Origin of the sequence: Thioalkalivibrio sp. ALD1 (assembly GCF_000381245.1) — a bacterium.
Taxonomy (GTDB): domain Bacteria; phylum Pseudomonadota; class Gammaproteobacteria; order Ectothiorhodospirales; family Ectothiorhodospiraceae; genus Thioalkalivibrio.
In genome coordinates, this window is the sequence record NZ_KB906243.1 from 99545 (window position 1) to 114486 (window position 14942).

A 14942-nucleotide genomic window follows, 5' to 3' on the forward strand; every position below is an offset into this window, starting at 1 on the left:
GTAAGGGGTCCAGTGGGCGGGCAAAACCGCCTGCCACACTCCGATGCCAGTGCCGGGGCCGTGCAATCGGCCCCGACACCCTCGATCAGCCCTGCTGGTCCGGTTCGCAGAGACGCTTCTTCTCGTCGGGCAGGTTGTCCGGGCAGATCCCGCAGCCCTCGTTGCCGGGCAGCGCCCAGTCAATCTTCTTCGGATACGGCAGATCCATCTCCTCCATGATCTTGACGAACTCGGCCTCGGGCTTGTTCTTGCCCAGGCGCGGGTTGCGCATCTTCTCCTGCCCGATGGTGGTGATCTGACGCTCTTCGTAATCGTGGCACGGATACACCAGCGTCTCGTCCGGCAGGGTAAAGAACTTGTCGTGGATCGACCGGTACAGGGTCTTGGCGTCACCTGACTGGAAGTCGGTGCGGCCACAGGCCTCGATCAGCAGGGCATCGCCGGAGAACAGCATCTTCAGCCCGACATGATCCATCAGAAAGGCGTGATGGGTATCGGTATGCCCGGGGGTGTAGAGGGGGTTAATCACCAGATTCCCCAACTGGAAAGGTTCGCCCTCGCGCAGGCCGACGTCGCGGCAAGGCAGCTCGTCCAGCGCCGGGCCGGCCAGCTGGCAGCCCGTCCTCTCGCGCAGCATCTTGCCCCCCGTGATGTGGTCGGCGTGGATATGCGTCTCGATGGCGTAGTCGAGGCTCAGTCCCATCTCCTGCAACACACGCAGATCGCGGTCCACAGTCTCGATGACCGGATCGATCAGGGCGGTCTTGCCCGTGTCCGGGCAGCTCAGCAGATAGGTATAGGTGGACGATTCTTCTTCGAACAGCTGCTTGAAAATCATGCGATGTCCTCCGTGAGCGCCAGGCGCTTTTCAATCGGTTGGCTCGATGCTAACCGGCGGTCAGCCGATGCACCAAGCCGGCACACTGGACGCGCGCCCTTGTCCGTTTCGGAGCCCCTGGACCGCCACAAGTTCCCCTCTGGGAAAGGCCCCACCCTTCTGTCATGACACGCCACTGGCTATCATGCGTCCTTCGCCGACACAGACACCAAGGACCCATCATGGAAGCCAATCAAGTGGCCGAGCTCATTCGTGCCGGCCTGCCGGAGGCCGAAAAGGTCGAGGTCACCGGGGGCGAGGGCAAGTTCGAGGCCCTGGTCGTCAGCCCGCAATTCGCCGGAATGAACAAGGTCAAGAAGCACCAAACCGTCTACGCCACGGTGCGTGACCAGATCGACTCCGGCGAGGTCCACGCACTGTCCATCCGCGCCCTGACGCCGGAAGAAGCCGCAGGCGCCTGAGCACCGCGCCGGGATGCTCTCGCCCAAGGGCCGCGAGGAGATCGAGCGCCTGCTGGAGGGCGGCCTGGTTCACGACTGGGGCGAGGCCGAGACGACGCTGCGCAATGTCACGCGCATGCTGTTGACCACGCGCCCGGACCTGCTCCGTCTGTACTTCAGCCCCGAGGCGTGGGAACAGATTACTGCCTGGCCGCAGAAAAAGGCCGCCAACGCGATCATCGCCGCATTGCGTACCGGCGTGGTCGACGCCCTCGGGCGGCCGGCCATCGCCAACCGCGAACAGGCCCGTTTCTACTTGCTCTGCTTTCAGGACGACCTCGCCGAACGGGTGGACGCCTGGTGCCGCGAGCACCCTGAGGAATGTCCGCGTCGCAGCCGCGCACGAACCCAAACCCTCCCTGGCGACTCCGAGCCATGACCCCCGATGTTCTCGAATGCGGTCAGCCCGCGATTGAAGGACCGCTGCGCCAGCTGCTAGGACGCTACGGGCTGAAACTGGTCATGCACCCGCCGGGCGCGGCGCTGCCCGGAACCTGGTGGGGCGAACCCGAGGCGGGGATCATCGGGCATACCGTACATGTCCGCCCCGACACACCGCTGCACTCGGCGCTGCACGAAGCCAGCCACCTGATCTGTATGGAACCGCAGCGCCGCGCGACACTGCATACCAATGCCGGGGGCGACGACCTGGAGGAGTGCGGGGTTTGCTACCTGCAGATTCTGCTGGCCGATGCCCTGCCCGGAGTGGGTCGCGAACGCCTGATGCGGGACATGGACGCCTGGGGCTACAGCTTCCGTCTGGGTTCGACCGCGCGCTGGTTTGACGAGGACGCCGACGATGCACGGGTCTTCCTCCGCTCCGAGGGGCTGATCGACTCGCGCGAGCGGCTTTCATTCGCCTGTCGCGGGGCCCTCGAGACTGCGCGGGATGCTACACTGAGATCCACGTCACAAGACGCGACTCCCCCGGAAAACGCCAGCCAGGATCCAATGCGGTGATTGCGCTGCCGGGCACAGCGCGCCGGGCAATCACGAACCCACTGGCCACCCTCCCGGGCTGGGGATCAATGGAAACACAGGCAACGGAACCGCTCATGGACACGACGACCATCGACAGTCTGCTCCAGGAAATGGATCTCACCGCGCACCTGTCGGAGTCCGCCCGCGCAGAACTCGCCCAGGCATGCGCCAGCCCGGAGCTGCCCGCCGGTAAGCGACTGCGTCCACAGGACGTTGCCGACCGGCACCTGTTCCTGCTGAGCGGCCAGCTGGTACGTGTCAGCGGCGGTACGCCATCCCGCATTACCGTTGGCGATGGCAACGGCGAGCCACCACTGCAGATGTTCGACGGTGGGGCCGGCCAGCAGGACTTCATCATTACCGAGAAGCCCTGCCGCATGCTGGAGGTACCCACTGCGGCGCTGGAGCAGGCCCACAGTGCTTCGCTGGTGATGCACGACACCGAGCTGGACGACACGGAAGGCGCCTTTTTTGGCGAGTTGTACGACCTGATTACCAGCAATCGTCTGGAGCTGCCGACCATGCCCGAGGTCGCTCTGCGCATCCAGGAACTGACCCGAGATCCGGATGCGGATATCGACAAGCTGACCGAGGTCATCCAGCGCGACGGGACCATCGCGGGTGCCCTGTTGCATGCCACGAACAGTCCGCTGTTCCGCGGGTCCCAGCAGATCCAGTCGGTACGCGACGCGGTCACTCGCCTGGGCTTTCGCAACACCCGCATGCTGGCGATGAACATGGCCATGCGACAAGCCTTCAAGGCACGTCACGCCGCCACACGCAATGCCATGGAGGCAGTCTGGCAACACGGGGTATTGCAGTCGGCCTATGCCTACCTTGTGGCCGACTCCCTGAAGCTGCTGGACCGAGAACGAGCGCTGCTCGCCGGCCTGGTCGCCGGCATCGGGGCCGTCCCGATCATCCAGTTCATCGAGGTACGCGAAGACCACCCGGATCCCGAGCGCATCGCTCGCCTGGTTCGCCGCCTGCGCAACCTCGCCGGGGTCCTGGTCATCAACTACTGGGACCTGGGCGGAGACCTGGTCAACGTCGCCGAACACAGTAGCGACTGGGGCTACCGACCCGCGGAGCCCGACTACGCCAGTATCGCGCTGGTCGCCCAGTACGCTGCCTTGCAGGCGGAGGGCGAGGAACTGCCGCCACCGTCCGAGGTCAAGGCTTTCGAACTCCTGGGCATCGATGCCCCCGCCCCCGGGGAACCGATTGCGTTCCTGGAGGCCCGCTCCGAGGATCTAGCGGAGTTGCAGAAACTGTTCGATATGTGAGGCTGAAGCGCCGGTGCTCGAGGAACGTCTTCCACAACTGGTCCCGTTTACCGATCTCGGAGAACGGGCGCGCCAGAAGCTCCTGCAGCACGCGAGCACCCTGGATATCACGCCCGGTCTCAAGCTGCATGCACGCGACGAACGGCGCTACCTGATCTTTCTTCTCGAAGGCCGGCTCATCCTGTCCGACGACGGCCACACGGTAATGCTCAAGAGCGGCAGTCCGGAATCCCTGCACCCGGTATTCGATGAGCGCGACTATCACAGCCATGCCATCGTAGCGAGCCGCGGCCGCATCGCGCTGTTCGACCGCAAGGTCTACGAGAACCTGATCGACGGGGCGCACGAAGGGGTCGAGGTAAGCGAGATCGAACTCTCCGACCTCGAGGGCGAATTGTTCACCAGCATCTACACCCACGCGTTCTCCGGCGAACTGGAACTGCCCCAACTGCCCGAGGTCGCGCTGCACCTGCAAGCGGCGCTGAAGGACCCGGACGTCGACATCGAGCGAGTCACCCGGATCATCGAAGAAGACCCCAGCGTCGCCGCGCGCCTGCTGTCGGTGGCCAACAGTCCGGCGATGGGGAGCCAGCGCGAGGTCTCGCGACTGGGGGATGCCGTTTCCCGCCTTGGCCTGGAACGTACACGACAACTGGTGATGGCCCTGGCCGCACACCAGGTGTTCATTCACCACGACAGTCCCTACCACCGGTTGCTGGAACGCCTGTGGCGCCGTTCGGCCCGTATCGCGGCCATCAGCTGTGTACTGGCCGACCAGAGCGAGGCCGTGGATCCGCAGAAGGCCCTGCTGGCAGGCCTGCTCCATCGGGTCGGCGCTTTGCCCATCATCGGTGAAGTCGCCCGCAACCACCCCGATCGCAGTGCCGAAGACATCGAACGCATCCTCTACCGTCTGGAAGGCCTGATCGGCGAACTGGTTGCTCAACAGTGGGGCCTGGCTTCCGATATCATGGAAGCTATTCGCGATTCCGGTGGCCCGGAAACCGCTACGGCAGCACCCCTGACCGACATCGTGCGCATCGCTCGCAGCGCCTGCACGCGCGATGGCGATAACGCCCTTGCGGACCGGACGCCACTGGCCGAGTTGAACGCCGTGCCACGATTCGGCTTCGTACTCGACGACAACGGGCAGTTACCTGCAATCGACACGGCCCGCCGCGAGATTGACGCGCTGATCCGCGAAGTCGCCTGACCCCGATCGCGCCGCCACCGCCCCCGATAGGGCGGAGCGACCGCAACCCATTCAGGGAAGACCCTATGACCACTCGAACCCGACCCCAACCTGGCGAAAAGCAACGCGCCGCCGACAAGGTCGCGCGCATCCCGGTCAAGATCAGCCCGACCGAGCGCCCACAGCGCAAGCCGAAGTGGATCCGCGCCCAGAGCCAGGCGCGGCCCGAGGTGCAGCGCATCAAGCGCATCCTGCGCGAGCAGAAGCTGCACACCGTCTGCGAAGAGGCGAGCTGCCCGAACCTCGGCGAATGTTTCGCCCATGGCACCGCCACCTTCATGATCATGGGCGACATCTGCACCCGCCGCTGCCCGTTCTGCGACGTCGCCCACGGCCGCCCCGAGGCCCTCGACCCGGACGAGCCTCGCCACCTGGCGAAGACCATCCAGGCGCTGGGCCTGAAGTATGTGGTCATCACCTCCGTGGACCGCGACGACCTGCGTGACGGTGGTGCCGGCCACTTCGTGGAGTGCATCCGCGAGGTCCGCACGCTGAATCCGAACACGAAGATCGAGATCCTGGTACCCGACTTCCGCGGCCGCATGGACCGCGCGTTGGAGATCATGCACCAGGCCCCGCCAGACGTCTTCAATCACAACCTCGAGACGATCCCGCGGCTTTACCGCGAGGCGCGCCCCGGTGCCGATTATCAGTGGTCGCTGGAGCTGCTGAAGCGCTTCCGCGAACAGCACCCGGGGGTGCCGACCAAGTCCGGTTTGATGCTCGGTTTGGGCGAGACCCGTGAGGAACTGCTGGAGGTCCTGGCAGACCTGCGCGAACACGGCTGCGACATGCTGACCCTGGGCCAGTACCTGCAGCCCTCGCGTCATCACCTGCCGGTCACGCGCTTCCTGACACCCGAGGAGTTCGACGAGCTCGGCGAGGCCGCGCGCGAAATGGGCTTCAAGCAGGTGGCCAGCGGGCCTATGGTGCGCTCCTCCTACCACGCCGACCTCCAGGCACAGGGACTCGAAACCGCCTGATCAGCCCCGCGCCCCTCCCCTAGGGCGTTGCCCCGCGCCCTGAGGCTGGCCCTGGTTCGGCATCTGGAGTTTACGGTGCCTTCGACTGACTGCCTGCCTGCGCTCACTCGCGAGCGCGCCGCGCCCGTTTTGATCAACAACTGGCTTTCTTGCTTGCCCAAGAAAGTACCCGTCGAGGCGCACCCGGATTCCGCCCGGGAACCTTGCTCCAGGGCCCTCGGGCCGGCGGCGCTGTAACTCGCTGCGCCTTCGGCTTCGCTCAGACAGTCAGCGCCCCGTGTCTATTTTGAATCGTCCGTCCCGAGAACCCTTCCGCAAGGGGCTTCATACGGGGGGAGAAGGTCAAGACAACGGCTGGCCTGACGTTCGTGCCAGTGGATGGAGGTGGGTATTCGGACATCTTGGCACGCGCGGCCTGCGGCCCTGGCGTGCCGCGCCCGCAAGCGGGCGCCAGACCCCATGTAGGATGCGGATGAGCGCAGCGAATCGCATCAGGGGTTACCCCGGCGTTGGGATGGTGCGTTTCGCTGCACTCAACGCACCCTACAGCTCGGGATTTAGACAGGTGCAGGAACACCGGCGGTTTTGACCTACCCTCCCGATATGAGCCCCTTGTGGAGGGCGTGACAGGCCGGACGATTCAAAATAGACACGGGGCGCTGACTGTCTGAGCGAAGCGAGTTTCAGCGCCGCCGGCCTGGCGCGTCCGGAGCAAGGTCCCCGGGCGAATCCCGGGCGTGTTTCTTGGTTCCTTCTTTGCACGAGCAAAGAAGCCCGTTTTTGAATAACAACTGGCGCGGTGCGCTCGCGAGTGAGCGCAGGCAGGCGGCAGGCCGAAGCCAACGTAAACTCCAGATGTTGAACCAGGCCCAGCCTCAGGGTACGGGGCAATGACCCAGCGCCAGCACCCGGACGAGCTCGGGCGGCAAAGACGGTTCATGCCGGATGCTCGCGGCATCGGCGGGAAACAGCTGTTCGGCGAGATGGGCGAGCAGCTGCTCGCGGACGCGGGTGGCGTCCAGCGGGCCGAGCAGATGCTGCATGGAGGTCGCGGCGAGACCAGGATAGCCACAGGGGTTCATGCGCTGAAACGGCGCCAGATTCGGGGCGATGTTCAGCGCCAGCCCATGGATGCTGCGTCCTTGCCGGATGCGCAGGCCCAGCGCCGCAATCTTGGCACCGTCGACATACACCCCCGGCGCCTTCTCCCGGCGCTGCGCGTGGATGCCCCATTGCGCGAGCGTATCGATCAGCGCCTGCTCCAGCACCTCGACCAGGCGCCGGACCCCAACCCCCAGCCGCGGCAGGTCCACCAGCGTGTAGACGACCAGTTGCCCGGGGCCATGCCAGGTCACCTGCCCCCCGCGATCGATCGCCACCACCGGCGTCGCGCCGGGGTCCAGCAGATGCTCGGGGCGGCCATTACGGCCCTGGGTAAAAACGGGGGGGTGTTCGACGCACCAGAACTCGTCCGGACGGGTCGCATCGCGCTCCCGGGCCTGGAGCTGCATCGCCTGCCAGACGGGTACATAGGGCTGCACACCCAGCAGACGGACCACGGGCCCGCCGGGAACGAGCGGGCCGTTCACAGGATCATGCGGACCCGGTCACAACGCCCCAGGGCCCGATAAAGGTCATCGAGCTGAGCCTGGCTGGTCGCGGTGAACGTGATGGTGATGCCGAGGAAGCGCCCGCCACTGGAGGCGCGTTGCTGGATCACGGCATCGTCGGGGTCCGGCACATGCTCGGCCACGCAGGCCTCCACGGCCTCCAGGAGTTCCGGGTGGGAGTCCCCCATCACCTTGATCGGAAAGCGGCAGGGGAACTCGATCAGGCTTTCGCGCTTGTCCGTCATGCACACCCCTTGACCGCCGCTCGGGACTGCCTTGCCGTGGCCTTCTCCTGCTGGTAGGCAGCATGAACCGACTTCCAGGCCGGTCCGGGTGTCCCGAGTCCCACCGGCTGGCCATCAAGGCGGCAGACAGGCAGGACCTCCTTTGTGGAACTGGTCAGCCAGATCTCGTCGGCGGCGCGCAACTCGGATTCGGACAGGGCCCGCTCCATGACCTGAAGGCCGCACTGGGCGGCAAGACGCAGGACCAGGGCCCTTGTCACACCCGGCAACAGCGATGGCGCCAGCGGCGGTGTCACCAGCGTGCCGTCGACCAGCGCGAACACATTGCTGGCCGCACCCTCGGTCACCTGCCCGTCGTGCAGCAGAATGGCCTCGACCGCATCCTGGTCACGCGCATCCTGGCGCGCAAGCACATTCGCCAGGAGCGTCGTGGCCTTGATGTCACAACGGGCCCAGCGCGTGTCGGATCCCGTTACCACCGCAACCCCGGACTGGCGGATCGTGTCCGGCAGTGGCGCGATCGGGTTCGCCATGGCAAAAACCGTTGGCGCCCCGCTGGCAGGAAAGGCATGGTCACGCGGGGCAACGCCCCGCGTGACTTGCAGATACAGGCCGAGATCGGCGGCCTCGTCACCCTCGTTGCGCCGGACGAGCTCCTCCAGCATGGCCCGCCACTGGTCGAGCGACAGCGGCGTCTCAAGACGAATGGCGTCCAGCGAACGCTGCAACCGTTGCAGGTGTTCCCTCAACAGAAACAGCTGCCCGCCGTAGCTGGGGATCACCTCGTAGACCGAGTCCCCGAACAGAAACCCGCGATCCAGCGGCGAGATGCGCACGGATTCAAGCGGTATGAACTCGCCATTGAAATACGCAATGCCCACACTCGCCCCGGCTCAGAACGGCCAGACCGAGCGCAGCGACAGGGCAGCACCGTCCCACAGGCGACGCACCAGGCCGCCCTCCTCGACCTCTTCAAGGGCAACCACGGGCTGTTGCCCGATCAACTCGCCATTCAGACGGGCATGCACCTCGCCCACTGCGGCCCCTGCGGCCAGCGGCGCTTCCAGCGGCTGATTCAGTTCCATCGTGGCCTCGAGGCCGTCACCACGACCCGGCGGCACGATCACCCAGAAGTCCTCGGCGACCCCGACGGAAACCTCGCTATTCGTACCGCGATAGACGCGCGGGCTGCCCAGCTGCGTACCCGCCTCGAACAAGCGCTGCGGCTCGGTAAAGCGCATGCCCCAGTTGACCAGGGCCTGCGACTCGTTGGCCCGACGAGTACCGCCCTCCTGGTGATTGGAGGCCTCGATGCCCAGCACCACGGCAACCAGGCGGCGATCGTTGCGCTTCGCCGACGAAACCAGATTGTAGCCAGCCGCGGAGGTCCAGCCTGTCTTCAGGCCATCGAACCCGGCATCGCGCCACAGCAGCATGTTGCGATTGCTCTGCGAGATGTCGTTGTATTCGAACGAGCGCTCGCTGTAGTAGCCATAAAGGTCAGGGAAATCGCGAATCAATGCCCGCGCCAGCAGCGCCATGTCCTGCGCGGAGGTGGACTGCGCCTCGTCGGACGGCAAGCCGTGCGAGTTGGTGAAATACGAGTTCATCATCCCGAGTTCACGCGCCTGGCTGTTCATCATGTCAACGAACGCGCCCTCGGAACCCGCCACGGCCTCGGCCAGCGCGGTGGAGGCGTCATTCCCGGACTGAATAATCATCCCGCGCAGCAGGTCCTCGACCTCCACCTCGTCGCCAACCTCGATGAACATGCGCGATGCGCCCCGCATACCCGTGCGCCAGGCCCGCTCGCTGATGGTGACCGTGTCCTCCAGTCCCAAACGCCCGTCACGGATCTCGCCAAACACGACATAGGCCGTCATCAGCTTGGTCAGGCTGGCGGGCTCGCGGTCCACATCCGGCTCGCGCGAGGCCAGCAGCAGACCGGAGTCGAAATCCATCAGCGCATAGCTTTTCGCCGTCACGTCAGAGGGCGGGCTCGGGACCCCGCTCGGCATGCCCCCGCCACTCCCGGGTACCGGCAGTGGTTCGTCCGCAATCACCGGCATTGCGGCAACACACGCAGCCAGGGACAGAGTCATCAGGACGCGGCGGGCAAACGTATGGAGAGGGGCGGTCATGGTATTTAGAGGCCTCCTGTAGAGATGGCTAACGATAGCAGACCGAACCCGCGCAGATGAACGCACACAGGCCGGTCGGCATGAACAAAAGACAAGGAACCGCGGAGTCAGTCGTCGACGATGCGATAGTCGACATGGGCGGCCTCCTGCAGGCGCTCGGTTGCCTCCTGCAACTCGACCTCTTCCAGCGGACCGATACGCACCCGGTGCAGATCCGCCTGCGCGTCGCGTTCCAGCGTGGAAATCTCGACCGACTCGAACCCCAGGGCCTGCAGATCCCGCTGAATCTCCTCCGCCGTTCGGCGCTCGGAAAATGCCCCGACCTGTACCCAACGGCCGTTGCTCGCGGGCACCTCCGAGGCATTCGACTCGGTGGCGGTCGGGGCGTCATCAGACGATGCCGGGGTTGAGCTTGTGTTGACACCCTCGCCAGCATCGGCCAGCTCGATGGGTTCCGGCGCTGGCGAGCGCGGCTCGGCCACACGAGGAGGGTCCACGTCATCCGGTCCCACTGCACGGATCCGCACCGGCGCCACACCGGCATCGGTCATGTCCAGCCGATGGGCGGCCGCATAGGAGAGGTCGATAATGCGGTCGTCCACGAAGGGCCCGCGATCATTAACCCGCACAATCACGCGGCGGTCATTCTCCAGGTTCACGACCTCGACATAGGTGGGCAGCGGCAGCGTCTTGTGGGCCGCCGTCATCGCGTACATGTCGTAGGGTTCGCCACTGGATGTGCGCCGGCCGTGGAATTTGGTCCCGTACCAGGAGGCCAGTCCCTCTTCCTCGAACCCGGTGCTGGTACGCAGGGTGCGGTAGCGCTTCCCGAACACTTCGTATTCGGCCGGATTCCCGTAGCGACTCGGAGGCTCGTCCTTCGGCACGGCATCGGGAATCAGCGCCAGATCCTGCGGGATGTCATCCGGATCCGGATAGGCGTCAAACGCCGCATCGCCCAGCGGGCGGTCCGGATCGGCCTTGCGATCGGGGGCGGACGAACAACCCGCCAGCATCAGCGCGCACGACACCGCCAGCGCGGCGGCCGCCGCGCCAAGCCGGCAGCGGTTACTCGGCAAAGGCCTCGGCCAGCTGGTGGACAGCCATCGCATACAGCGGGCTCCGGTTGTAACGCGTGATCACATAGAAATTGGGATACCCCAGATAGTACTCGTAGCCGTCCTCGCCCTCGAGACGAATAAACGAGTACTTCCCGTCCTCGGCCACGGACTCGTCGGGATAAATGCCGTGCTCGGCAAGTTCGTCGAGGTCGAAGCGCGCCTGGAAATTGCGGCTGATCAGTTCCTCGTGAGCATCACCCTCGACCCGGGCACGCGCCACCACCGGCTCGCCGGTGCGCCAGCCATGCTCGCGGAAGTAGTTGGCCACGCTGCCGATCGCATCCGGCCAGGAATTGAGCAGATCGCGGCGGCCATCCCCGTCGAAGTCCACCGCATAGTGGCGATAGCTCGACGAGATGAACTGTCCGCGCCCCATGGCTCCGGCGTAGGAACCCCGTGTTTCGCGGACATCCAGATCCTCCTCCTGCACCAGGGTCAGGAACTGGCCCAGCTCACTGCGGAAGAAATCCGCACGCGGCGGGTAGTCAAAGCCCAGCGTGACCAGCGCGTCGAACACGCGGAAGCCCCCGGTGTTGCGCCCGTAGTTGGTCTCCACGCCAATGATCGCGGTGATCAGCGCCTGCTCGACACCGAAAGCCTCCTCGGCCCGGGCGAGCGTCTCGGCCTGCTCCTCCATGAAGCGCTCGCCACGCTCGATGCGCAGGTCGTTCACGAAAATCGGGCGATAGTCCTTCCAGGGTCGCGCCTCGGCGGGCGCCGAGATCAGGTCGAGGATGCGCTGCTGAGGATCGGCCTCGGCAAACAGGCCCTCCAGTTCGTCGCGATCCATGCCCGCCTCGACTTGTTCGTCGATAAAGGCCTGGACCTCCTCGCGCTCCAGGTAAGGCGGGTCGCCGGCGCGAAACTCGGACCCCGAGACGTTCGACAGGGAGCAGGCCCCCAGTGACATGATCAAACCGGCCTGCAGGAGGACGGAACGAAGGGTGCCCAGGGGGCGGAGGTTCAGGGTCATCGATTCACCAGGCGCTTTTGCGACGCGATGCTCATGAGAATACCGAAGGCGACCATAAGCGTCACCAATGATGTACCGCCGTAGCTCACCAGCGGAAGCGGCACGCCAACCACGGGCAGAAGCCCCGTCACCATGGCGATATTGACCGCCATGTAGACGGCGAAGGTCAGCGCCAGGCTGCCGCCCAGCAAACGGGCGAAGCGATCCTGGGCCAGGGCAGAGATCCACAGCCCGCGCGCCACGATCGCAAAATACAGCAACAACAGGAGCGCGACACCGATAAACCCGAATTCCTCGGCATATACCGCAAAAATGAAATCCGTGGAACGCTCCGGCAGAAAATCGAGATGCGACTGCGTACCGTTCAACCAGCCCTTGCCGTACAGCCCGCCGGAGCCGATCGCGATCTTGGACTGGATAATGTGATAGCCCGCCCCCAGCGGATCCGACTCCGGATTGAACAGTGTCAGCACCCGCTGGCGCTGGTAATCGTGCATCTGTAGCCACAACGCCGGAATCGCGGCGGCCGCGGCCAGCCCGAGCCCGACAAACCAGCGCCAGCTCAGCCCTGCCAGGAAGATCACCAGAAAACCCGCGGCGCCTACCAGCATCGCGGTCCCCAGATCCGGCTGACGCATGATCAGGAACACGGGCACCAGGATCAGCGGCACCGTCACCAGCAGGTCGCGAAAACGCGGGCGATCATTACGCGTCGACAGGTACCACGCGACCATCATTGGCACGGCAAGCTTCATGATCTCCGACGGCTGAAAGCGCATGAAGCCGAGATCCAGCCAGCGCCTTGCGCCCTTGCCAATCTCGCCCGCCACCATTACCGCCAGCAACAACGCAATTCCGGCCACGAACAGCCACGGCGCCAGGGACCGCAGGGTACGCACGGGGATTTGCGCGACCATCACCATCGCGGCCACCCCCAGTCCGATACGCATGGTCTGCCGCTCCAGCGCAATCATGCTCTCGCCGGAGGCACTGAACAGCACTGCCAGACCGACCAGCAGGAGGATGCCAATCAGCACCAGCAGCACGCCATCCAGGCGCAGGCGCCCCAGCAGCCACTGGCCCAGCGGCATCTCGCGCCCCGTCACGCTGATCATTCGTCCTCCGACACGTCGAGCGTCATTCCAGCATCACCCTTCAGGAAGGCGTCCATCACCTCGCGGGCCACCGGCGCGGCCACACGACCACCCGACCCCCCATGCTCGACCAGCACGGCCACCGCAATCTGTGGATCATCCGCGGGCGCATAGCCGACGAACAGGGCGTGATCCCACAGATGCCGGGGCAGCTCGTCCTCATCGTATTCCTCGTCCTGCCCCAGCCCGAAGACCTGCGAAGTGCCGGTCTTGCCCGCGATGCGATAATTCGTCGGCGGGCGGCTGCCAATCGAGCCCCAGGCAGTGCCATGCCTCGCATGCACGGCTTCGATCAGCGACTCGTGAATCGTGTCCCAGTGTTCCGGGGCTGTATGCACCGGCTCGCGGGGTTGCGGCAGCAACCGTTCGAGCTCGCCGTTGCCATTGTCCATCGACTGCAGCAGGCGCGGCTGAATGCGCTGTCCGCGCCCGGCCAGGGTCGCCGTGAAATCCGCCATCTGCATCGGCGTCGACAGCATGTAGCCCTGGCCAATCGCCGTAATCAGCGTCTCGCCGGGGAACCAGACCTGGTCATGTGTGGCCCGCTTCCAGTCGCGGCTTGGAAGGATGCCCGCGCGCTCGCCCGTCGCATCGATACCGACTCGCTGCCCGATGCCGAAGGCCCCCAGCATCGGCACCATCCGGTCGATCCCCATCGTATGCGCAAGATCGTAAAAATACACGTCGGAGGAGACCGCGATGGCGCGCGACATGTCGACCCAGCCATGCCCTTCCCTGCGCCAGTCGCGGTAGCGGCGCTCGTGGCCGGGGATCTGAAAGTATCCGCGCGCGAACATACGCCGATCAGCGGTGGTGATTCCTTCGTCCAGCGCCGCCAGCCCCACGAGGGGCTTGATCGTGGAGCCCGGCGGGTACTGCCCCGTCAGGGCGCGGTTGAACAACGGGCGCGAAGGATCGGATTGCAGATCGGAAAAATCGGCCTGGGAGATCCCGCGCACGAACATCTCGGGATCGAACCCCGGAGCACTGACCAGCGCCAGGACCTCTCCGTTATTGGGATCCAGCGCGACGATCGCCCCCTCGCGCCCGGCCAGGGAACGATACGCGGCTCGCTGCAGATCCGCGTCGATGGTCAGGGTGAGGTCGGTCCCTGGCTCCGGTGGCGTTACCGACAGCTCGCGGATGACCCGGCCCTGGGCATTGACCTCCACCTGGCGGTACCCCGGACGACCGTGCAGCAGGTCCTCGTAGTAACGCTCGATGCCGATCTTGCCAATGTGCGAGCTGCCGGCGTAGGCACGCGGATCGACCCGTGCCAGATCCTGCTGGTTGATGCGCCCCACATAGCCGACCACATGAGAAAATTCCTTGCCGAGCGGATAGAAGCGCATCGGGCGGGCCTCAATCTCCACGCCCGGCAACTCGTGTCGCGATACCGCGATCCTGGCCACCGTGGTGTCATCGAGACCAGCCTTGAGCAGGACCGGCTGAAAGGGGCGACGCTGACGAACACCGCGACGGAAGCGTTCGACGTCCGCCTCCGACAGCTCGACAAAATCGTGCAGCCGCTCCAGGAGTTCGTCCAGGTCACCGGCCTGCTCGACCGTCACTTCCAGCTGGTAGGAGGCGCGGTTGCCCGCCAGCAACTGACCATTGCGATCCCGGATCACGCCACGGCTGGGCGCAATCGGCTCCACCCGCAGGCGGTTGTTTTCCGACAGCGTGGTGAAATGAGAATGCGCGCCGACCTGGAGCCCCGACAGGCGCCAGCCGATCAGCAGCAGGACTGCGGCAAGCAGAACCAGCGCCAGCAGGATCCGTACGACAAACCGCTGCTGGTCCTGTTGTTCCTGCCCGTAATCATCGCGCCTGGCCATATTAGAGAACCGCCGCCACC

15 protein-coding genes are annotated in these 14942 nt (G+C 65.3%); 6 read left to right on the plus strand and 9 right to left on the minus strand.

Annotated features, from left to right (window positions below; genetic code table 11):
- Nucleotides 1–85: 85 nt before the first annotated feature.
- Nucleotides 86–838 (minus strand): MBL fold metallo-hydrolase, encoded by a 753-nt coding sequence (locus F623_RS0107775; protein WP_018861957.1) that lies wholly within the window; start codon nucleotides 836–838, stop codon nucleotides 86–88.
- 221 nt (nucleotides 839–1059) lie between these two features.
- On the opposite strand from F623_RS0107775, the gene F623_RS0107780 reads away from it, so the two are divergent.
- The 6 genes from F623_RS0107780 (at nucleotide 1060) to lipA (ending at nucleotide 5840) form a co-directional block, all read left to right on the plus strand.
- On the plus strand, nucleotides 1060–1299 hold the full coding sequence (locus F623_RS0107780) for a BolA family protein (protein WP_017925704.1): 240 nt from the start codon (nucleotides 1060–1062) through the stop codon (nucleotides 1297–1299).
- A gap of 13 nt (nucleotides 1300–1312) precedes the next feature.
- On the plus strand, nucleotides 1313–1717 hold the full coding sequence (locus F623_RS0107785; RefSeq protein ID WP_018861958.1) for a hypothetical protein: 405 nt from the start codon (nucleotides 1313–1315) through the stop codon (nucleotides 1715–1717).
- Nucleotides 1714–2298 (plus strand): hypothetical protein, encoded by a 585-nt coding sequence (locus tag F623_RS0107790; protein WP_018861959.1) that lies wholly within the window; start codon nucleotides 1714–1716, stop codon nucleotides 2296–2298. Before F623_RS0107785 ends, F623_RS0107790 begins: the two co-directional genes overlap by 4 nt.
- 95 nt (nucleotides 2299–2393) lie before the next feature.
- Nucleotides 2394–3605 carry an HDOD domain-containing protein gene (locus tag F623_RS0107795; RefSeq protein WP_018868422.1) on the plus strand — a complete coding sequence of 404 codons (1212 nt, stop codon included), beginning with the start codon at nucleotides 2394–2396 and terminating at the stop codon, nucleotides 3603–3605.
- Between the two features lie 13 nt (nucleotides 3606–3618).
- Nucleotides 3619–4818 (plus strand): HDOD domain-containing protein, encoded by a 1200-nt coding sequence (locus tag F623_RS0107800; RefSeq protein WP_018868421.1) that lies wholly within the window; start codon nucleotides 3619–3621, stop codon nucleotides 4816–4818.
- 65 nt (nucleotides 4819–4883) lie between these two features.
- Complete coding sequence (gene lipA, locus F623_RS0107805; RefSeq protein ID WP_018861962.1) at nucleotides 4884–5840, plus strand: lipoyl synthase; 957 nt, start codon at nucleotides 4884–4886, stop codon at nucleotides 5838–5840.
- An 875-nt stretch (nucleotides 5841–6715) separates the two neighbouring features.
- Here the strand turns inward: lipA and lipB are convergent.
- The 8 genes from lipB to mrdA all read right to left on the minus strand — a co-directional run bounded on the left by lipB (nucleotide 6716) and on the right by mrdA (nucleotide 14922).
- Complete coding sequence (gene lipB / locus F623_RS0107810; RefSeq protein ID WP_018861963.1) at nucleotides 6716–7429, minus strand: lipoyl(octanoyl) transferase LipB; 714 nt, start codon at nucleotides 7427–7429, stop codon at nucleotides 6716–6718.
- Nucleotides 7426–7695: a YbeD family protein gene (locus tag F623_RS0107815; protein WP_018861964.1), complete on the minus strand. Its 270-nt coding sequence runs from the start codon at nucleotides 7693–7695 to the stop codon at nucleotides 7426–7428. Before F623_RS0107815 ends, lipB begins: the two co-directional genes overlap by 4 nt.
- Nucleotides 7692–8576: a D-amino acid aminotransferase gene (locus F623_RS0107820; protein ID WP_018861965.1), complete on the minus strand. Its 885-nt coding sequence runs from the start codon at nucleotides 8574–8576 to the stop codon at nucleotides 7692–7694. Before F623_RS0107820 ends, F623_RS0107815 begins: the two co-directional genes overlap by 4 nt.
- 12 nt (nucleotides 8577–8588) lie before the next feature.
- On the minus strand, nucleotides 8589–9836 hold the full coding sequence (locus tag F623_RS0107825; RefSeq protein ID WP_018868420.1) for a D-alanyl-D-alanine carboxypeptidase family protein: 1248 nt from the start codon (nucleotides 9834–9836) through the stop codon (nucleotides 8589–8591).
- 107 nt (nucleotides 9837–9943) lie between these two features.
- A complete protein-coding gene (locus tag F623_RS0107830; protein ID WP_026278723.1) occupies nucleotides 9944–10948 on the minus strand; it encodes a septal ring lytic transglycosylase RlpA family protein in 1005 nt (334 codons plus the stop codon).
- Entirely contained in the window at nucleotides 10905–11930 is a 1026-nt protein-coding gene (gene mltB / locus F623_RS0107835) for a lytic murein transglycosylase B (RefSeq protein ID WP_018861968.1), read from the minus strand. Before mltB ends, F623_RS0107830 begins: the two co-directional genes overlap by 44 nt.
- A complete protein-coding gene (gene rodA / locus F623_RS0107840; protein WP_018861969.1) occupies nucleotides 11927–13045 on the minus strand; it encodes a rod shape-determining protein RodA in 1119 nt (372 codons plus the stop codon). Before rodA ends, mltB begins: the two co-directional genes overlap by 4 nt.
- The gene (gene mrdA / locus F623_RS0107845) at nucleotides 13042–14922 is read right to left on the minus strand and encodes a penicillin-binding protein 2 (RefSeq protein WP_018861970.1); all 1881 of its coding nucleotides are present in this window, start codon (nucleotides 14920–14922) and stop codon (nucleotides 13042–13044) included. Before mrdA ends, rodA begins: the two co-directional genes overlap by 4 nt.
- Nucleotides 14923–14942: the final 20 nt, after the last annotated feature.